The sequence below is a fragment of the Gemmata obscuriglobus genome, from assembly GCF_008065095.1.
GTDB lineage: Bacteria > Planctomycetota > Planctomycetia > Gemmatales > Gemmataceae > Gemmata > Gemmata obscuriglobus.
On the sequence record NZ_CP042911.1, the window covers coordinates 5,423,591 to 5,442,859 of the forward strand.

Annotated in this window: 15 protein-coding genes; 11 read left to right on the forward strand and 4 right to left on the reverse strand. The window is 64.1% G+C overall.

Annotated elements, in window-relative coordinates; all coding sequences use genetic code 11:
- Nucleotides 1-41 precede the first annotated feature (41 nt).
- The 5 genes from GobsT_RS22690 to GobsT_RS22710 all read left to right on the forward strand — a co-directional run bounded on the left by GobsT_RS22690 (nucleotide 42) and on the right by GobsT_RS22710 (nucleotide 4,266).
- On the forward strand, nucleotides 42-1,361 hold the full coding sequence (locus GobsT_RS22690; protein ID WP_010043049.1) for a PQQ-binding-like beta-propeller repeat protein: 1,320 nt from the start codon (nucleotides 42-44) through the stop codon (nucleotides 1,359-1,361).
- 594 nt (nucleotides 1,362-1,955) lie between these two features.
- The gene (locus GobsT_RS22695) at nucleotides 1,956-2,321 is read left to right on the forward strand and encodes an STAS domain-containing protein (protein WP_010043054.1); all 366 of its coding nucleotides are present in this window, start codon (nucleotides 1,956-1,958) and stop codon (nucleotides 2,319-2,321) included.
- A 75-nt stretch (nucleotides 2,322-2,396) separates the two neighbouring features.
- Nucleotides 2,397-2,819 (forward strand): ATP-binding protein, encoded by a 423-nt coding sequence (locus tag GobsT_RS22700; RefSeq protein ID WP_010043056.1) that lies wholly within the window; start codon nucleotides 2,397-2,399, stop codon nucleotides 2,817-2,819.
- A 601-nt stretch (nucleotides 2,820-3,420) separates the two neighbouring features.
- Nucleotides 3,421-3,855: an Hsp20/alpha crystallin family protein gene (locus GobsT_RS22705; protein WP_010043057.1), complete on the forward strand. Its 435-nt coding sequence runs from the start codon at nucleotides 3,421-3,423 to the stop codon at nucleotides 3,853-3,855.
- A 54-nt stretch (nucleotides 3,856-3,909) separates the two neighbouring features.
- The gene (locus tag GobsT_RS22710) at nucleotides 3,910-4,266 is read left to right on the forward strand and encodes an Hsp20/alpha crystallin family protein (RefSeq protein ID WP_029601024.1); all 357 of its coding nucleotides are present in this window, start codon (nucleotides 3,910-3,912) and stop codon (nucleotides 4,264-4,266) included.
- 100 nt (nucleotides 4,267-4,366) lie between these two features.
- On the opposite strand, the gene GobsT_RS22715 is transcribed toward GobsT_RS22710, so the two are convergent.
- Nucleotides 4,367-7,714 (reverse strand): protein kinase domain-containing protein, encoded by a 3,348-nt coding sequence (locus tag GobsT_RS22715; protein WP_109570916.1) that lies wholly within the window; start codon nucleotides 7,712-7,714, stop codon nucleotides 4,367-4,369.
- A gap of 231 nt (nucleotides 7,715-7,945) precedes the next feature.
- On the opposite strand from GobsT_RS22715, the gene GobsT_RS22720 reads away from it, so the two are divergent.
- A complete protein-coding gene (locus GobsT_RS22720) occupies nucleotides 7,946-8,506 on the forward strand; it encodes an inorganic diphosphatase (protein WP_010050036.1) in 561 nt (186 codons plus the stop codon).
- Nucleotides 8,507-8,636: 130 nt separating this feature from the next.
- Here GobsT_RS22720 and GobsT_RS22725 read toward each other — a convergent pair whose 3' ends face one another.
- On the reverse strand, nucleotides 8,637-10,793 hold the full coding sequence (locus GobsT_RS22725; protein WP_109570915.1) for a S8 family serine peptidase: 2,157 nt from the start codon (nucleotides 10,791-10,793) through the stop codon (nucleotides 8,637-8,639).
- Between the two features lie 478 nt (nucleotides 10,794-11,271).
- Here GobsT_RS22725 and GobsT_RS22730 point away from each other — a divergent pair, with 478 nt between their 5' ends.
- The gene (locus GobsT_RS22730; protein ID WP_029601288.1) at nucleotides 11,272-12,543 is read left to right on the forward strand and encodes a hypothetical protein; all 1,272 of its coding nucleotides are present in this window, start codon (nucleotides 11,272-11,274) and stop codon (nucleotides 12,541-12,543) included.
- A 75-nt stretch (nucleotides 12,544-12,618) separates the two neighbouring features.
- On the opposite strand, the gene GobsT_RS22735 is transcribed toward GobsT_RS22730, so the two are convergent.
- Together GobsT_RS22735 and surE are read right to left on the reverse strand one after the other, a co-directional pair.
- Nucleotides 12,619-13,080 (reverse strand): NADAR family protein, encoded by a 462-nt coding sequence (locus tag GobsT_RS22735; protein WP_010037511.1) that lies wholly within the window; start codon nucleotides 13,078-13,080, stop codon nucleotides 12,619-12,621.
- 260 nt (nucleotides 13,081-13,340) lie between these two features.
- Nucleotides 13,341-14,114 (reverse strand): 5'/3'-nucleotidase SurE, encoded by a 774-nt coding sequence (surE, locus tag GobsT_RS22740; RefSeq protein ID WP_010037518.1) that lies wholly within the window; start codon nucleotides 14,112-14,114, stop codon nucleotides 13,341-13,343.
- A gap of 224 nt (nucleotides 14,115-14,338) precedes the next feature.
- Between surE and GobsT_RS22745 the strand changes: the two genes are divergently transcribed.
- The 4 genes from GobsT_RS22745 (at nucleotide 14,339) to GobsT_RS22760 (ending at nucleotide 19,265) form a co-directional block, all read left to right on the forward strand.
- Nucleotides 14,339-15,703 (forward strand): hypothetical protein, encoded by a 1,365-nt coding sequence (locus GobsT_RS22745; RefSeq protein ID WP_010037521.1) that lies wholly within the window; start codon nucleotides 14,339-14,341, stop codon nucleotides 15,701-15,703.
- Between the two features lie 61 nt (nucleotides 15,704-15,764).
- Nucleotides 15,765-16,349, forward strand: a complete 585-nt coding sequence (locus GobsT_RS22750; RefSeq protein WP_010037523.1) for a dual specificity protein phosphatase family protein — start codon at nucleotides 15,765-15,767, stop codon at nucleotides 16,347-16,349.
- A gap of 842 nt (nucleotides 16,350-17,191) precedes the next feature.
- The gene (locus tag GobsT_RS22755) at nucleotides 17,192-18,280 is read left to right on the forward strand and encodes a glycosyltransferase family 2 protein (RefSeq protein WP_010037526.1); all 1,089 of its coding nucleotides are present in this window, start codon (nucleotides 17,192-17,194) and stop codon (nucleotides 18,278-18,280) included.
- A gap of 55 nt (nucleotides 18,281-18,335) precedes the next feature.
- Nucleotides 18,336-19,265 (forward strand): glycosyltransferase family 2 protein, encoded by a 930-nt coding sequence (locus tag GobsT_RS22760; protein WP_063744575.1) that lies wholly within the window; start codon nucleotides 18,336-18,338, stop codon nucleotides 19,263-19,265.
- Nucleotides 19,266-19,269: the final 4 nt, after the last annotated feature.

The window sequence follows — 19,269 nt, forward strand, 5'->3', positions numbered from 1 at the left end:
ACCGTCGAAGGTGACTTTGCCCACACTTCGGAGAAACTCGCATGAAGCTCCGCACCCTGTTCGTGGTGCTCACGGTCGCCGTGGGCACGTCCCCATTTGTCACCGCGGACGACTGGCCGCAGTGGATGGGGCCGAAGCGTGACAACGTGTGGCGCGAGATCGGCGTCCTGGAGAAGTTCCCGGCCGGCGGGCCGAAGGTAGTTTGGCGCGCGCCGGTGGCCGCTGGGTACAGCGGGCCGGCGATCGCCGACGGCAAGGTGTACGTGACCGACCGCGTACTCGCGAAGGGGGCCGCGAACCCCGAAGACCCGTTCGACACGAAGAACAAAGTCGCCAGTTCGGAGCGGGTCCTCTGCCTCGACCAGAAGACTGGTAAGGAACTGTGGAAGTACGAGTACCCGTGTGCTTACCAGATCAGCTATCCGGCCGGGCCACGCTGCACGCCGCTGGTGAGCGACGGGAAGCTGTACACGCTCGGTGCGATGGGCGACCTGTACTGTTTCGAGGTCGGGTCCGGTAAGGTCGTCTGGAACCTCGACTTTAAAGAGGCGTACAAGGCCAAGCCCGCGATTTGGGGCTATGCCGCGCACCCGATCATCGACGGCAAGAAACTCATCACCTTGGTTGGCGGCGAGGGCGCCCACGTCGTCGCGTTCGACAAGGATACTGGCAAAGAGCTCTGGAAAGCCGGGGACGATAAGGAGATCGGGTACGCCCCGCCGCTGTTCACCGAAGCCGGCGGGGTGCGGCAGATGATCGTCGCGGCGCCCAAGTCGGTGTACGCGGTTGACCCCGACACCGGGAAGCGGCTCTGGACCACTCCGTACAACGCGGATAACACGTCCATCATCATGACCCCGGTGCGGAGCGGGGATTATCTGTTCGTCGGGGGCTACCGGACCAAAAACCTGATGCTCAAACTGACCGCCGACAAGCCCGGGGTCGAGGTCGTGTTCAAGGACAAGAAGGGCGCGGGTCTGTCGCCGGTGAACGTGCAACCGTTCGTGCAAGACGGCGTGATCTACGGGCACGACGAGGGCGGGGCGCTGATGGCCGTCGCGGTGCCCAGCGGGAAGCGGCTGTGGGACTCGCCCGGCCCGCTATCCGGTGACCCGCGGGGCTCGGACACGTCGTTCATCGTGAAAAACGGGGACCGGTTCTTCTTCTTCGCCGAGAGCGGCGAGTTGGTGATCGGAAAGCTCACCGAGAAAGGGTACGAAGAAGTTGACCGCGCGAAGGTGATCGAGCAGACGGGGGCGGCGTTCGGCCGTAAGGTCGTGTGGTGCGCGCCTGCGTTTGCGGACAAAAAGATGTACGTCCGCAACGACAAGGAACTCGTCTGCCTCGATCTGGCGAAGTAGATAACGTCTGCGGGTGCGCAAGTCGAAAATATGAGACATGTTCGACTTGCGATCTTCGGCCCCCCGCGGATCTCCCTTTCACCTGAATCGTCGCTGACGCCGGACCAAGTGTTCCATCCGCGTGTTGTCAAACCCCACGGACGTGTACTTTACGGCTGATTGATGTTCGCCGAACCGCGTTCCGTGTGAACGTTGCTGCGGAGTTTCTCGACGAACTCGACGAACGCGACGAGTCGTCGCAGATGCCCTGCGCGTTCTCGGTCAGCCAACACCTGGACCCGCTCGTTAGCCGATAGCGTAGGGCGTAACGACACGGGCAGTCGTGACTCCGATCCGGGTCGGGGAGTTCCGACCCGCCAGAGCCAAATGCTGATCCAATCCCGTGACCCAAGAAAAGATCAACTGCCGGCGGAACTTGGTGGGGTAAACGCGCCGGTCAGGCGGCCGGAACCGCATGCGGCGCCAGTAAATTCGGCCCGAGCTACTTGACAGACAGGGCCGTACCCAGAATGATTTCCCATAAATCGATCGGCTCGTGCACGTCGCTGCGCGTTCCGTGCCCCCGTTCTAAACTCCCCGCAAAGGGTGACCGTCATGGCGTCGCAACCGTCCCGCAAGCGCCGGCTCGAAGTCGAAGACATTGGGGACATCGCGGTCGTCAACTTCGTCGATAAGAAGATCCTGGACGAACAGAACATCCAAATGATCGGCGATGATCTGTTCCGGCTCGTCGACGAACTGGGGCGTCGCAAAGTGTTGTTGAACTTCGGGAACGTTGAGTTCATGTCCTCGGCGGCTCTCGGTAAGCTCATCACGTTGCACCGTAAGCTACAGGCGGTGCAGGGTAAGCTCGTGCTGTGCAAGATCGCCAAGGACATTCTGGACGTGTTCAAGATCACGAAACTGGACAAGATCCTGACGATCTACCCGGATGAGCAGGCCGGGCTCCAGGGCTTCTGAGCCGCGTGCGTTCGCCACGTATGGGGCCGGGCGAGTCCGGCCCCTCCTTCGATTCGCCGGTTCCGGCACCCGAGCATGAGCGCGACCAGCACCGCTACCGAGCTTTCGATTCCGAGCGACTTGGCGGAGGCCCGGCGCGTTCAGGAATTGATCGAGGGCGCGCTCCACTCTGCGGGGTACACGGAACACAACATTTTTGCCATCAAGCTGGCGCTGGAAGAGGCGCTGGTGAACGCGATCAAGCACGGGAACCAGTTGGACCCCGACAAGCGGGTGTTCATCGTGTTTAACGTGACCCCTGAGCGGTTCGACATTCGCATCACCGACGAGGGGGCCGGGTTCAACCCCGACGACGTTCCGGACCCGACCGCCATCGAGAACCTGGAACGGCCGTGCGGTCGCGGATTGCTCCTGATGCGCGGGTTCATGACCGAGGTCGAGTATCACGGCCGCGGGAACGTGGTCCGCATGGCAAAGGTCCGCGACATCCCCGCCTGATGCGAGTTCTTCGCGACCACGGCTTCCGGAATCTGTGTGAACCTAGCATACGGACCGTTGTTGCTCGTTTAAGAGCATCACAACTGTTCAGTGATCTCCCATTTAATGGGTGGTCCAAATCGGTTGAACGATAACAGAAGCGAAACGTCTTAACTCTCTGCTTTCCCCCTCGTCACGTCATTGAGCAGATCAACGGACACACCAAGTTGCTCAGTTTGAGCCCGAGCCCTTGGGCGTCCCTACCCCAAACTCCGCAACGGTTGCGCTGCGGGAGGGCTCGCAGCGCAACCGGTTGTGTCCGAATGGCTAACGCTTGTTTTCCGGAGGGGTGGATCGGTGCCCCTGCTCCTGGGGCGCCTGTCGCAAACGGCGTAGCACTCTCTTGCTCTGTTTCGGTAGTGGCTTTTCGCAGGGCTTACCGTCCGCTCACTGGCTGACGTTCGACGCGGTGTCCCCCGTGCACTACGTGACACGACCGTTGCACCTTCGATCGCGCGGAACCGCAGAAAACGGTGAATCTTTTTCTCGGGTTCGGCACTCAGATTCGATGACCGGGGTCCCACCCCGAGACAACTCCAACAACAGACGAGGAGAGGGACACATGACCCGTAACCGTCAGCACCCGTTCGGCTCGCTGTGGAGCGAACTCACCCAGGCGCAGGACGAGTTCGCCCGCTGGGTGAACCGCTTCAGCGGCTCGCAGTTGGTGACCGGTCCGGAACTGAACGTGTGGGAAGACGAACACACGGTGTATGCAGAAGCGGACCTGCCCGGCATCGACGCCGCGAAACTCGAAATTACCGTTACCGGCGGCAACCAACTGACCGTCCAGGGCGAGCGAGCGGCCCCGAAACTTGACGGGGCGTCCTGGCTCCGTCAGGAGCGCCCGTTCGGCAAGTTCGCGCGAACGGTAACCTTGCCGACCCTGGTCGATGCCGACAAGGTCGATGCGAAGTACGAATCCGGAGTGCTGCGGCTGACGCTGCCCAAACACGAAGCGGCGAAGCCCCGAAAGATTCAGGTAAAGGGCGTCTGAGTGCGAAAACTGAACCCGTAGTACATCCTTAAAGCCCCGAGGAGGTTTCAAACGATGTCGAATCTGGTGCAAACGCCGGCCGCACCGGCGGCCACGGAATCATCGCGTGCGGCTACCGTATCTCCGCGAGTGGACATTCTGGAAACCGAACACGAGTTCTTGGTGCTTGCGGACGCCCCTGGGCTCAACCCGGACGATGTGGACATCCGCTTTGAGCAGGGAGAGATGACGATCCACGGGCGCCGGCAAACGTCCCGAGACACGGCCCCGATCGCTTACCATCGGTCGTTCGCAGTAGCGGACACGATCGCAGCGGACAGGATCAGTGCCGAACTTAAGGACGGCGTTCTGACCGTTAAGCTGCCGAAGACCGAGGCCATCAAGCCCAGGCGGATTGCGGTCCGCGGGTAAGGGTTTGTAGGTGGGGACGGCCGGGCCTTGTGGCCCGGCCGTTTTCGTTTTGGGGCAGCAACGGTCTGGGAACGACTCGGAACCATGAACGATTCGAACACTACTTTTTCGGCTCGGCCTCCCTAGTGCGTTCGACTTTGCAGCCGGGCTGGGCAGCACGGAATCCCTCCGCCCCCTTCTGCGTGACCGCCGTACCCAGCAGATCGAGCTCTGTCAGCGGCAGGGCTTTAATCGCGTCGAGGCCGGCGTCGGTGACGCGTGTCTCCGAAAGCCCAAGGCGTCGGAGACCGGTTAGTCCTTTGAGGTGCGCGAGACCGTCGTTCGTGATCGCGGACCCGGCGAGGTCGAGGCGCGACATTCCCGTGAGGTATTTCAGGGCGGCCAGTTCGGTGTCGGAGACCGCGAGCCCGTTGAGTGCCAGTTCGGTCACCACGAACTTGCGCTTCGGCAGCTCACCGGCGGCCACGATTTCGTTAGGCACACCGCTCACCCGTAGCCTTCCGCCCGCGGCCAGCGCCCACCGCGCGGCCGACCGATCCGCTTCGGTGGGACCGAGCTGGCCGCCGTCCCAGGTCACCGTGCGCCACGGACCGGTCGCGTGGAACGCGTGCAGCCCGCGCAGCGTCACCTTCGTGTTGCGCACCGTCAGGTGTGTCGGCCCCGCGTTGCTGCCGAGTTGCATCAGCCCGGCGTCCCCGACCGCGGTGTCACTCAGGTTCAACGAGATCAGACCGGTGAGGTGGCGAACGTGGGCCATGCCCGCGTCCGTCAGCCCGGTGCCGTCGGCGCCCAGGTGCCGGAGGGTGTGATGCGGGGACAGGTGGGCGAACGCCTCGTCCGTCACCCCCGTGTTCGTGAGGTACAGCGCGTCGAGTCGCTTCCAACTGTGCGTGTGGGCCAGCCCCGGGCCGAGCACCCGGGTCCGAGAAAGGCCCAGGGTCTTGAGGTCCGTGAGCCCCTTCAGGTGCACCAGCCCGGCGTCCGACACCCCCGTCCCGTCGAGGTGAATGTGGCTCAAGCCGGCGAGGCCCGCGAGGTGCACCAGCCCGGCGTTCGTTACTTTCGTGCTGCTGAGGTGGAGGGTCGTCAGGGATTTGCGTTCTCTGATGCGGGCCAGTCCGGCGTCCGTCACGTCGGTGCCGGTCAGGCTCAGGAACTGGAGCCGGGCGAGATTCTTCAAGTACCCCAACGCGGCGTCAGTAACGCGGGTCTCGTGCAGGACAAGTTCGGTCAGACCGGTGCAACCCGCCAGGCGCCCGAGGTCGTCGTCCTTGACCGACCGGTCCGACAGGTTCACCCGCGCCAGTGCGAGCGGACCTTGGGGCAGGTCGGCCGCGGCCCGGATGTCGCGCGGCTGTCCGCTCACGCCCACCGAACCGCCGACGGACAGCACCCACTCGGCCGCCAGCCGGTTCACGTCGAGCGGCGGCCGGTCTCCCGCACTGTCCCGAATCCGGCACCCCGGCACAGACTTGTGCAACTCGGCCAGCGAGGCCGGCGTTGCCCGGGTCTTGCGCACGTCCAGCGTGCCCAGCGCCTTGAGGTCGTGGAGGTGCGACAGGCCCGCGTCCGTGAGCGGCGTGTCGCTCAGCGACAGCTCGACCACCCCGGTAAGGCCCTTCAGATAACAAAGGTTCGCGTCCGTCAGTGCGGTGCCGCTGAGCAGCAGCGTCAGCCCCTTCAACCCTTTCAGGTGAGCGAGCCCGGGGCCGGTCACCTTGGTGCCCGACAGGTCGATGTGCGTGAGCGCGGGGAGTTCCCGCGCCACGGCCAGGCCGGCGTCGGAAACCGTGGTGCCCTGGACCCATAGCGAAGTCAGCAGCGGGAACGCGTTGAGGTCGGCCAGACCTGCGTCCGTGACGCCGGAGTAGGCGAGGTTCAGGTGCGCCAAGTTGGACAGGCCCTTCAGGTGAGCCAGCCCGGCGTCGGTCACTTTCGTGCCGTGGAGGATGATGCGCGTCAGAGCCTGACAGTCCTTGAGCCGGGCGAGGTCGGCGTCCGCAACCGCGCGGTCGGTAAGGTCGGCTGCCGTCAGCGCAAAACGGTCCGCAGGCAGATCGGCCGCGGAGCGGATCTCGCGCTCCTCCCCGTTCACCTGAACAGCTCCGTTGAGCGACAGCACCCACTCGGCGGCGGATCGGTCCGGATCGGTTGCGGCGGCCTTCGCGGGCGCCGCGACCGGCTTGCCCTTTGGGGCCGCGCTCGCGGGCGCCGGCGCCTCGGCTTTCAGCTCCGGTCGGCTCCCGGCCTGACCGAGCAGCGCCGCACCGGCGCCCGCGAGCGCGAGCAGCCCCACAACACCGACCGCCGGCCGCACCAGCGACCGGCGCTTCGGACCGGCCTTCTGCATCGCGGCCGGCGGCGGCGTGTTGCGCTCGACTTCGGTCGCGTCGAGGTCCGCGAACGGGTTCTCCTCGGACACGGCGGTCACCGACACCGGCACGTACACCACCCTAGGCTCAGGGGTGACCACCACTTGTGACGCCCCGGTGCTGTTCGCGATCGCCAGGAGCCGCTTCACCACCTCCCCCGCCGACTGCGGCCGCTCGTCGGGCTCCTTGGCGAGCAACTGGTGGATCAGGGTCGCGAGCGGGTCGGGCACCTGCGGGTTCAGGTCGCGCACCGGGAGCGGTGCGTCGGCCCCGAGGGCCATTAGCACCGCCATTGTCGTCGGACCGTCAAACGGTAACCGGTTGGTGCAGAGCCGGTACAGCACGGCTCCGAGGCTGAAGAGGTCGCTCCGCGCATCCACCTTCGCCCCGCGGGCCTGTTCGGGTGACATGTACGCCGGGGTGCCCACCACCATACCGCTCTGGGTCAACTCGACGTCCGCGTGGAGCGGCTTGGCCAACCCGAAGTCGAGCACCTTCACCCGTCCGTTGGGCGCCTCGAGCCACAGGTTCCCGGGCTTGATGTCACGGTGAACGAGCCCGATCCGGTGGGCCGCGGCGAGCCCCGCGGCGGTCTCCCGGGCCAGGCGCAGGGTCTGCGCGAGGGTGGGCGCCCCCTTCTTCTTAAGGAACGCGTCGAGCGGGTACCCCTGGAGGAACTGCATGGCGATGTACGGAACGCCGTGGCGCTCGTCCGCCTCGTACACGGTGACCACGTTGTCGTGCTCGACCTGCGCGGCGGCTCGGGCCTCGCGCAGGAACCGCTCCTTGCAGCCGGAATCGGCCGCGGCCTCCGGGAGCATCACCTTGAGGGCCAGTCTGCGGTCCAGGCGCGTGTCGATGGCCGCGTACACGGCCCCCATTCCCCCCTTGCCGAGCAGTTTGAGAATCCGGTACGGCCCGAAGGAGCCGGTGTCGCCCGCTTCCGTCGGCGGGCCGAACCCGTACCGGTGCGGCCCATAAGACGGGCCGCCGACGACGGTCGGTTCGGCGCGGCCGAGCGAGTCCTGAGTGTGGTCGGGTTCGATCACGTGTTGGGCGTCGGCGGGGCCGGCCATGCGCGAGCTCCACGTTCAGCGGCAGGGTCCGACACAAACGTTAGCACCAATCTTGGGGGCACTCCCGCCGGCGCGGCCACCGATTGCTCGGTCCCGGTGCGAACCGAACGCCCCGTCCGACCGCACCTCAAAATCGCAACTCGGCCTGAAGTGTTCTGGACCTGACTTCTGCATGGTTCGGCCGTACCCTATCATTCGGCACAGACCGCCGACGCCACACAGGAACCCCGTATGTTCGCGCGCCGCGACTACATTCGCGATTACATGATGATCCCACCCGGGACCGGCGAGGCCGCGGTCGTGAACGTGATCGTCGAGATCCCCAAAGGCAAGCGGAACAAGTACGAGGTCGATAAGGTGACCGGGCTCATCAAGCTCGACCGCTACCTCTACAGTTCCGCTGTGTACCCGGGCGATTACGGGTTCATCCCGCAGACGCTCGCCGAAGACGGCGACCCGCTCGACGCACTGGTCATGGTGAACGAGGCGACGTTTTCCGGGTGCTTGATCGAGGCCCGTGTAGTGGGCATCTTTCGCATGAAAGACAAGGGCTCGAACGACTTTAAGGTGCTGGCGGTGCCGCACAAGGACCCGCTTTTCGCACACATCCGAAAGCTCGAAGACGTGCCGACTCACTTCGTCCGTGAGGTCGAGTTCTTCTTCACCACCTACAAGCACCTTGAAGGGGTGTCCGTGGAAGCGCTGGGATGGGCGTCCGGGGAAGAAGGGACCGCAGAGGTGCGGTTATCGGTGGACCGGTTCCGGTCGTCGCTTGGAAGCGTCCACGACTGAGGGCGCGCCGGGTTTCGCGCAGCATACGGGCCGCGAGTGCAACTCGCGGCCCGTGCCATTTAATCGGATCTGATACTGTTTGCCGAAGCGTTACCGGAGCGACCGCTATTCGGTCGCTCCGGTAACGGGATCAGCGCGTACCTGCGTAGAAGGAGTCGTACAGCGTGAAGTCGGGTCCGTCGAACACCTTCACGTGCGACTTCCCTTGGGGTTCGGCAATCACGACAAGTTGGGGCTTGTTGTTCCCTTTAAATTGCCCAGCTTGAACCACAACCGGCACGTTCGAAAGCGGATCGAACGCTAGAAAATCGGCTCGCACGGCTTTGGTTTCCGCGTTCACGACCCGCACCCGGGGTCCTTGAGAAACGAGCAGTTCTGCGACTTCGTCACCGTCCATATCAAAAGCCGAGAGGCTGAAATCCTTCCAGAAGCCCGGCGGGGTCGCCAGGAACGAGTCACGAAGTGTCTGGGTTCCGGCAGCAAAGGTCTTCACGTGAACGCCCAACCCACCTTCGGCAGCGGTGATCAACTCGCTGACCCCATCCCCGTTGGTATCGGCCACAGAAACCTTGATCGCGCCCGCGTACCCCGCGTACACGAACTGGCTGAACGTCATTGCGCCGGTGCGGCCGTCGAACACCTTGATGTGACCGTTCAGGTTGGCCGCGACGATAATATCGCCGATCCCGTCACCGTTCACATCACCGACCGCGAGGTCGATCGGCCCCCGGTAACCGGCGAACGCGTAGAAGCTCCGGAGTTCGGCACCGGTCGCGCCGTCAAAGACCTTCACGTGCCCGCCGAACGAAGCGGCGGTGACGGCGTCAGCAACCCCGTCGCCGGTCACATCGCCGGACGCAATCGTTACGCCGCCCATGTACCCCGGGTGCGGGGTCAGCGCTAGTTCTGTAGTGCCGCCGGGCGCCAGAACACGCACGACATCGGAGCCGACCGGCGCTGGAACCACGACCGGCGGAATGGTTGGCACGTAGTCGAACATATTGGCGACGTTTAACCGCCCGCCGGTTGCGACCTTGCCGATCAGGTTCGGGTACACGTCCACCGAACTCTTCAGTTTGTCAATTACCTGTTGGTAAGTGAGTGTGGGGTTGGCCCCCCAGTACAACGCGATGGCACCCGCAACGTGCGGGGTCGCCATTGAGGTGCCGTCGTAGGTGTCGTAGCCGCCCCCCGGGACGGTGCTGAGGATTTGGACGCCCGGTGCGGCCAGGGTGACGGTCCGGACGCCGTAGTTCGAGAACGAGCCCAACTGGTTGTTGTTGTCGATCGCCGCCACCGCGATCACGTTGTCGAACTGTGTGGAATAGTTCGACGGCATGCGGAGCGGGTTCTGGTCGTTGTTGTCCCCGACCCCGTCGAAGCCACCGTTCCCAGCCGAACTCACGAAAATGTGCCCGGCGTCTCGCGCGGCGGTGAGCGCGGCGGTGAACGCCGCGCTTCGGCCTCCACCGTCACTACCCCAACTGTTGTTCGATACCTTCGCCCCCATGGTCACCGCGTAGTTGAGCGAGGCAATGGCCCCACTGAGGGCGCCGGAATCGGGTCCGGTCCCCAAGAAGTTGAGGGCCATGATCTTGACATTCCAGTTGATCCCCGTCACCCCATCGCCGTTGTTCCCGACGGCCCCGATCGTACCCGCGACGTGCGTCCCGTGGGGGTCCACGTCAAGCGGGTCACCGGTGTTGTTCGAGAAGTTGTATCCGTGCACGTCGTCAACGTAACCGTTGCCGTCGTCGTCAACCCCGTTGTCCGGAATTTCGCCCAGATTGGTCCAGATGTTGGCCGCCAAATCCGGGTGCGTGTAGTCCACACCACTGTCGATCACGGCGATCACAAAATCCGGGTTGCCGGTACTAACGTTCCAAGCGAGGTTGGTGCCCGTCAGCGGGATGCCGTAGAGCGACTTGTAGTCCGTATCATTGGGCCGGCGATCGGCGCGGACGACCAGGTCCGGCTCAGCCGCTTGAACACCGGGCTGTGCGGCCAAATACGCGATCGCGTTAGTCAGATCTGTTCCAGCAGCCAGCCGAACGCTGTAAATGTTGAACCCGAGAGATCTCGCTTCCGTAGCGAACGGCGCCGCCGAAAGGACTGCAGAACTGGCACCGCTGTTCATGACGACGGTGACGCGGTCGCCCAGAATATCCCCGGCAGCGACCTGCGGGCCAAGCGGCAGGCTCGGGTCGTATACGGGTGTTAGCCGGTCCTCGAGGGATTCCATTTGGAGGAACGCACGACCGGCGCGCGGGCCACGCGAAAATGCCATGAGGAACCTCTATCGGTACGGCAGTGATGGATACTGGGTGTTCGGCAGTGCGGCTCAAACGGTTTCGAGTTCCGAATCACTTGTGGTCAGCGCCAATCACCGCTGACGGGTTCTGCTTGCGGTGCAGAACTAAAAAACGGAACTAAAAACTTGCGAATCCAATTGGTAAGAAGTGTATCGCCGTAAAAAGGCGGGTACTAGAGCGCTTTGGGAAAAACGGCGCGGAACTGGTATGTGTCCTTGGTCCTGTTCCGCCGCCCCTGCGACATCTGCTGGCCCCGCGGGCCGGAGCGGTCCGGGTTTTCTGGCAAACCTCTTTCTTGTCTCCGATTCTAACGCCCGGCTGTGCAAAAGAGGTACTGCCCTCACCAAATCTTAATTGTGGTGAAGGGCTTCCAGGGTAGAGTTATAACGGTATCTCGCTGGCGGACCGATGGAACGACCAAAGGCGGCCGCAGCGGCTCTCACGGAGGGAGATATGTCAGCCCTGTCCCAACCGTCCGGAGCCCGTTCGGCCCGGTTGTTAGTCGAGAACCTTGAGGACCGGACCACCCCAACGTTTCTGTCACGCCCCGGCGGCGTGCAGCAGATCTCGGTGAACGGTGTGACCGTGCCCGCCGGTGGGCTCAGCATCGCCGCTGGCGATTTGCTCCCAGACTTCCCGACCAGCACCATTTACACGGCCCAGAACGAGTACGTAACAGGAACCGGTCCCGGTACGCTGGGGACGGTTCGGGTGTGGCGGCTTAACGGCGCCACCGCCGGACAGGCCGAGCCGCTTCTTTCGTTCGTTCCCTTCGCCGGTTTCACCGGTGGGATAAATGTCGCCGTCGGAGACGTGACCGGCGACGGCGACATGGAGATTATCGCCGCCGTTGCGGGCAACGGCCCGCCGCACGTAAAGGTGTTCTCCGCGAACGGGACCGAGTTGGGTAGCTTCTACGCGTTCGATCCGGGTTTCCGGGGCGGGGTGAACATCGCAGTCGGTAACGTTCTGGGTGGAATCGCGGGCGGCGGGTACGCCGGCGGCACCGTGAGCGAAAATTTCAAGCAAGAAATTATTGTTGGGGCCGCATCGGGCGGCAGCCCGCACGTGGTGGTGACCGACGCAGAGGGGACCATCCTCCGCAGCTTCTTGGCGTTCGACCTGGGATACCGGGGCGGGGTGGTCGTCGCCGCCGGCAGCATCGACACCACCCGGTCGGATACCTTCGGCGCGAGCAGCGTGGACACGAACGCTTATGACGAGGTGATCGTCGGCTCCGCGACCAGTAGCGCGCACGTGAAAGCGTTCAGCGTATTTACCGGAGAGATCAACCAGCGGCTCTCGTTCTTCGCGTTCGACCCGTCTACGTCCCAGGGCGTGACACTCGCAGCCGGGAGTACTGACGGGACCCGCGGTGCAGAGATCTATGTGGGCCAAATCACAGCAGGGCTGAACACCGCTCCCCAAGTCCGTGTGTACGACGGGCGTGGCCTTCTCGAACTCGCATTCAACCCCTACCCGGTTGGGTATTCGCGGGTGGTCAACATGGTCGTGGCGTATCTCACTCCGGAGAGCCGCGGACCGTCCTACTACGATCCGGAAGACGACGATTCATCGATTTTCGGGTTCCTTCCTGATGGGAACCCGGACTTCGTGCTCCAGGACCTTGCCCTGGTGGCAGGCGACGGCGCGTTCTTCCAGGAGCCACGGTTCTACGTCGGGATCGGGACCGGTGGTGTACCCGCTGGCGGGTTCGGTCCGTGATTCGCTTTTCAAAGATGTCACGGCCGCGGGCCGCCCGATAATACGGGTGGCCCGCGGCCGTGACATCTTTTGGGTTCACACTTGCTCGGCTCGCAGTTCCTCGCGGAGCCGCATCAAAAGGTATCCCAGTCGGTTTTTGCCGCTCCCATCTCCGCCGTCTCCCCAGTACGAGTCGTTGGCGGTTTGCTCGACCAGGGTTGCGTCGCCGGTCCCAAGTAAGACCGCCTTGAGTTCCTCGTGCTGGGTAAACTTGGCGCGCAAGCCGTCCATCATTATCCGCTCTTTCACACTTTCCCAGTCGCGCCGGAGTGGGCGCTTCCGGTCCCGCCCCATGCTAGCGGCGTCCATCGGCCGCTTGGCGAGCCGCACCTGCTCCTCATGCTCGGTGCCTTCGAACTTCATCGCCTGGAAGAAGTGTTCCGTGGTCGGCCACCGCTTTCCCCGCAGGAAGACTGGGTGGCGGGAGAAATTCGAGAAGCAGCCGTACTCGGCGGCAACAGAATAGAAGTTGATGACCCGGGGAACAGGTTCGGACATTGGTAAGCCTCGGGCGTTTGGAGTGTTGTGTTGGAGGCACGCGGCCGCGACTTGGTTCGCGCGCCGGCCACAGCCCGGGCTGCACACAGATTCGGGCGCTGGAGAGTGGCAACGGCCAAGTGACCGGACCACTTCGATTCCCAGCCCACTCACCGACGGGCGACTTATTGACCCTGTGACGCTTGCAAATCCGTCTCGCCGCCCGTTTATAAATATCCCGCTTGCGAATTTGATGTCTTAATCGCACCGTGCAGCTATGGTTATTTTTCTATTCTCCACTCCCATTTTTTCAGTTGCGCCATGCGGACATGATCGGTGAGATCGAACTGGAGCGGCGTCACAGTGATGAAGCTCTCACGCAGTGCGTCAACATCGGTGTCCGGGTGCGGTTCCGGGCAGGTGAACTCCGGACTGGCCCAGAAGTAAGTCCGTCCGCGCTGGTTCACCCGCCGGTCGAACTTCTCCACGTACGGCGACACGTTTTGTGGTAGCACCTTCACGCCGCGGACGGGGCCACGTTCCAGCACAGGGATGTTGACGTTGAACAGGCTCCCGGCGCCAGGCTTTTGCGCCAGGATTTGCTCGATCACTTGGCGGGCGTAACGCGCGCCGGCCTGGTAGTCGTAAATTTTCTTGTCGTACTCGAGTGACACCGCGATTGCGGTCTGCTTGTAGAACGCGCCCTCAATCGCCGCCGCGACCGTACCCGAGTAGAGCACGTTGATGCCGGCATTGCTGCCCGCGTTCATGCCGCTGATGATGACGTCCGGGGGTTCCGGGAGCAGTTCCAGCAGCGCGAGTTTGACGCAATCGGCCGGGCGCCCCTCGACCGCCCAACCCACGAACGTCCTCGCGTCGTCCTCGAACACCTCGTTCACGAGGAGTGGTGTGAGGAGCGTCACCGAGTGACCCGCAGCGCTCTGTTCGGTTGCCGGTGCCACGACTGTGACGGTCCCGAGTTTCATTAGCTCTAAACGGAGCGCGCGCAAGCCGGGGGCGTAAATGCCGTCATCATTGGTGAGCAGGATCCGCATTGCGTTCAACCTTCGCGAATTGCTGGCGCCATACAAAGAAGAAATTCTACGCAGCCCGTTGTCCGACCGGGGCGATTGTATTGAACTTACTGATGGTTACGTTTGTCCAGGCCCGGAGGGCCGCGCGTGCGAGTTGACAGCCGCCTGTGGTGCGCCTATCAACTAACTGTTCGGCGCGCTGCCCGCATCGCGACTCGAAAAACGTCCGACCGGGATTTGATGCCGTGGAAGCGTCCATATTTCTTGATTTCCGACTCCCCAACGCAGCGACGTGGTTCTACTTCTCGCTGTTCCTGACCGTCGCGCTGTTTTTCCAGTTCAACCGCCTGTTGTCCGTCCGAAATTTAGACCTATTGATGCTGTTCTTGCTGGTGCCGGGATTTTTGATTTTGCGAGAAGTTGCCGATCTCGAAGCCGCCGTGCGGGAGAGTGGTGATCCCGGTGGGGACCTGGCACGCCGCGCCGGCCGCGAACGCACTTTGGGTTACCTCTGGCTACTGGCCGGGTCGCTGTTCTGGTTTCTACGCGCCATTCTCGACTCGGTGCTCGTGCGCCGGCCGCCGCTCGCCACCAACCTGAACACACCGGGGCTCGCGTGGCTCGGGATCGCCCTGTTCGTGGGCCTCACCGCGGTGGCCACGCGCCCGACCCCCGATCAGGCGAACCAGCAGCCTGTGGGCAAGAAGTCCGCGACCATCGATCAGGTGCAAGACACCGCCACCGCAGTCGTGCAGCAGGCTCAAGACACTAACGGCGGGCACGCGTCGCGTGAGGCCGTGCGTTTTTGGGCCGAGCGCAGTTTGGCGATGCTCGGTCACGCTTCGGTCCTGATCGGGTTGCTGATGATCGGCTGGCGCCACTTCGGCGACATCACGACCGGAGTAGCCGCCGCGGCGCTGTACACGCTACTACCGTACACGGCCTACAACGTGGGGCAGTTTCACCACGTCCTACCCACGGCGTTCTTGGTGTGGGCGATCTTCTGTTACCGCCGGCCGACCCTTGCCGGCTGGCTCCTCGGGTTGGCGGTGGGGTGTGGGGTGTTCCCAGCGTTGCTGTTCCCGTTGTGGTTCGGCTTCTTCAGCCGCCGCGGCGCGATGCGATTCGGGTTCGCGTTTTTGACGGCCAGTGCCGTCAGCATCGGGGTGACAGCACTTGTCCTGTGGCTCGCAGGCCCGACCGGGCGCGGGGCGGTGGAGGCGCTGAACCTTGCTTACTGGAAGCCGTGGACGCCGCCGACGACCGAGAGCGTGTGGAGCGGGACGCACTGGGCGTACCGCTTGCCACTTTTCGTGTTGTTCGTGGGCTTCGTGGTCAGCACAACCATTTGGCCGACTCGGAAGAACCTGTCGCACCTTGTGGCGCAGTCCGCGGCGATCCTGATTGGTGTCCAGTTCTGGCACGCGGACCACGGCGGACTGTACGTGTTGTGGTATTTGCCGCTGGTACTGCTTATGGTGCTGCGACCCAATTTGACGGCCGCGGAGCCGCCCCCGATTGCGCCCGGCAGCGTGCTGACCCGGCTGGCGGGTGCGGCGTGGCGCCGCGTGCGCCCGGGTGCGGCGACCGAGAAGCCTCTGGCCGTGTGATCTGCCTTCCACAAATCCCGTCCGACTGGTAACCTCCCGTGACCTTCGGTGGGGGGCACTTATGCGCGATCGTTTGCGGTTCGTTCTCAGCTTAACGGCGGCCGCTCTGGTCATCGCGGCCCCACTGGTCTACTCAGCTAACGAGAACACGCACCGACGTAACTTTCGTGTGGTCGAGGAGGGCGTGTTGTACCGGAGCGGGCAGCTTACACCCGCGGGACTCGACAGCGTGGTCCGCGACCACAGCATCCGGACCGTAGTGTCGCTCCGCACCTCTCGAACGGCCGCCCCACCACCCGACAGTTGGGAAGAAGGGGTGTGCGCGGCGAAAGGGCTCAACCACGTTCGCATTGTGCCGCGTGTTTGGGGAGCGGACGAGAAGGGAGAGATTCCAGCGGAACAAGCGGTACAAGAGTTCCTGACGGTGATGGAAAAGAAGGAAAATCATCCCGTTCTGGTTCACTGCTTCGCGGGCATTCATCGCACCGGAACCATGTGCGCGATCTTTCGCATGGAGCACCACAGGTGGACCGCCGAACGAGCGATGACTGAGATGCAGCTATACGGGTTCGCCCCCGAGGATTTGCACGAACACATTTCGGTGTATCTGCGCGATTACAAGCCCCGCGGAAAGGGAATGAAATAGAGCGGTGTTGTCCGCTATTTTCCGCCGCAACCGCCGTGTTTTGTAGCCTTTTGGCCGGCGTCTGGGTTCCTAACAGTCGCAACAGCATCAAAATCATCATTGCACGATAACCTGATACTCGACAGCGTTGTCGCTTATCACGGGCACCGGATCGAGTCCGTTAGGACTTGTGGGGGCGCGGGCAGCCACTCGAAAATGTGCCGCACCACACATGACCAAGTGAACACCGGAGACGCTAGGGGGCGGACACACCGTACAACGCGTGCGAGCGTTGAAGTGCTGCGGGTGCCGGGGGCCGTCCGAGTTGTTGACTTTCGTTTCCCCACTTCGCACTACCTTTCGCGCGCCGCCCACCCGGACCTTCACCACAGCCGCAAGGGATCTCCTCACCCAGCAACCACATCATGCGAGATCGCCAGCGCGGGCTCGTCGCTCACGCGAAGCCCAGTGGTTTCAAGTTGGCGACAGCTTTGACCAGATCAATTGCAGCCCTCGAACACGCCCAAACTGTATTTGGAAAAACTCATCCCGCGGGCGTGCAATGCCGGCATCGGTGGCCTCAATGTCCCACGCCCCGCTGCGCGGCCGCAGGTTCTGTCGCCCGCTTTGCCGGGCCAGGCGCGTTTGATTCGGGCCGGCGAATACGGGTTCATCACCCGCGCCTGTGCCACCACTTCGATGGCGCATTAACCCGCCGTGGAACTCAACATTTCCGCCTGGAGAAACGGGCCGTTACGGTTCGGAAAATCCGTCCGAAGGTTCCGCTTGCATTGGGTTTCGTTCTGTGCGTATCATCTCCCGACCGCGGGCGGACCCGCGGCCGCCACTGGGAAGGAACCCGCATGGCCCTGGCTATCCCGCCAGACGGCACCCCGCCGCACGCGCCCGCCGCCGCACTGAGCCGCGGGCACGAACTCACACTCGCCCACCGGCGCGCCTCCGCGCCTGCGGCGCGGCTGGCGGTCGTCGTCGTCAACTTCTGCCAGTGGCGCAACACGGCACGCCTGGTCCAACAGCTCCGCCGCTCCGCGGCGGTCAAGACCGGGGTCGCGACGATCCAGGTTGTGGACAACGGGTCACCGTCGCACCCGCTCGCCAACCGGCTCGCCCGGATGCGTGGCGTCACGGTCCGCAAAGTCAACGCCAACCTCGGGTTCGCCGCGGCCGTCAACCGCGGGTGCAAACTAACCACCGGCCCGTGGGTGCTGCTCCTCAACCCCGACACCACGGTCACCGACGGCTTCCTCGACGACGTCCTCGGTCTGGCAACCCGCAACGATCTGCCCGTGGACGTCGGCGTGGTCGGGTTCCGACTGCTGAATCGGGACGGTACGCCTCAGCCCTCGGCCGGGTCGTTTCCGTCGTTCGGCCGAACGGTCGCGGGACTGTTCCTGGCACGCGCCAGACGCAAGTGTGACCTCAACCCGGGGGGTGATAAGCGAGCGGTCGAGTGGGCCACCGGGGGGTGTTTCCTGGTGCGGCGCGAGTGCTTCGAGCAACTCAGCGGGTTGGACGAATCGTTTTTCCTCTACTACGAGGATGTCGACTTTTGCCGCCGCGCCGCGGACCGCGGGTGGCGGGTGTGGTTCGACCCGGCGCTCGAGGTGACGCACCACTGGCCACTGCACGCGCGGCGGGTGCCGCCTCCGCTACGTCTGGTCACGCGGCACGCGCTCTTAACCTACGCCCGCCGCCACTGGGCCGCCTGGCAGGCTAACCTGCTCTCCGGCGCGGTATGGCTCGAAGCCGGCGCGCGCGAGCTGGCGGCAACGGTTCGGGGCGAAACCGAGGCCGCGCGGTGCTTCGGCCAGCTCCGGCGCCTTGTCGGCGACATCACATCCGGGCGGACGCGTGAGGCGGCGGCCCGCATCCGCTATGCGGCGGCGTTCCTACACCCGATAGCGGCCGAACAGGACGGGCGCACCAGCTAGTTTCAAGTTGCGAAGCCCAGGCTTCTGTCTTTAACTTGGAACCGGAGCCGGGAACTTGGAACTCTCAATCGTTATCCCTTCGCACTCGCGACCCGACCTCCTCACGTTGTGCCTCGCCAGTGTGCGTGACTACGCCCCTCCCGGAACGGAAGTGATCGTCGTGGACGACGGCTCCCGCGACGCGACGGTGTCACGCGCGGCGGCAGCGTTCGCGGGCGTAAAAGTGGTGCGCCGGCCGCGGGCGGGGGGGTTCTGCGTCGCAGCCAACGCGGGCATTGCGGCCGCGAGTGGAACGGTTATCGAGTTACTCAACGACGACGCCGAGGTAACGGACGGTTGGGCCGATGCGGCACTGCGGTGGTTCGCCGACCCACAACTCAGCGCGGTGGCGCCGCTGGTATTACAGAACCGCCCCGAGCGGCGCGCACAGGGGCTGCCGCCGCTGATCGATACAGCCGGTGACGAGTACGACATGGGCGGGTTCGCACGGAAGCGCGGGCACGGGAGTATGTGGGAAGCGAGAAGTGGTGAGCCGGAAGTCGGAACTGAGTGGTCGGTGGCTCGCGGCTCAACCCATACACCTCACCCGGTCTGGGGCGCCAGCGCATGCGCGGCGTTTTACCGCGCCGAGGCCCTGCGCGCCGCGGGCGGGTTCCCGGAACACTTCGGAGCGTACTTCGAGGACGTGGACCTGTCGTTCCGGCTCCGCCGGCGCGGCGGCGGAATCGTTTTCGAGCCGCGTTCGGTTGTATGGCACCGCGTGTCGGGCAGTTACGGGCGCCGGCCGTCGCGCCGAACGCTGGAGCGTCAGTCCTGTAACGAAGAGCGGGTGTTCTGGCGCAACGTGCGCGGGCGCGAACTCGCAAAGCACCTGCCACGACACGCCGCCGTGCTCGCAGGCAAGGCACTGCGCCGCTGGCAGGAAGGCTCACTGCTCCCGTGGTTCCTCGGGCGGGTGCGGGCGGCGGTAACGTCCGCCTCGTAAGGAC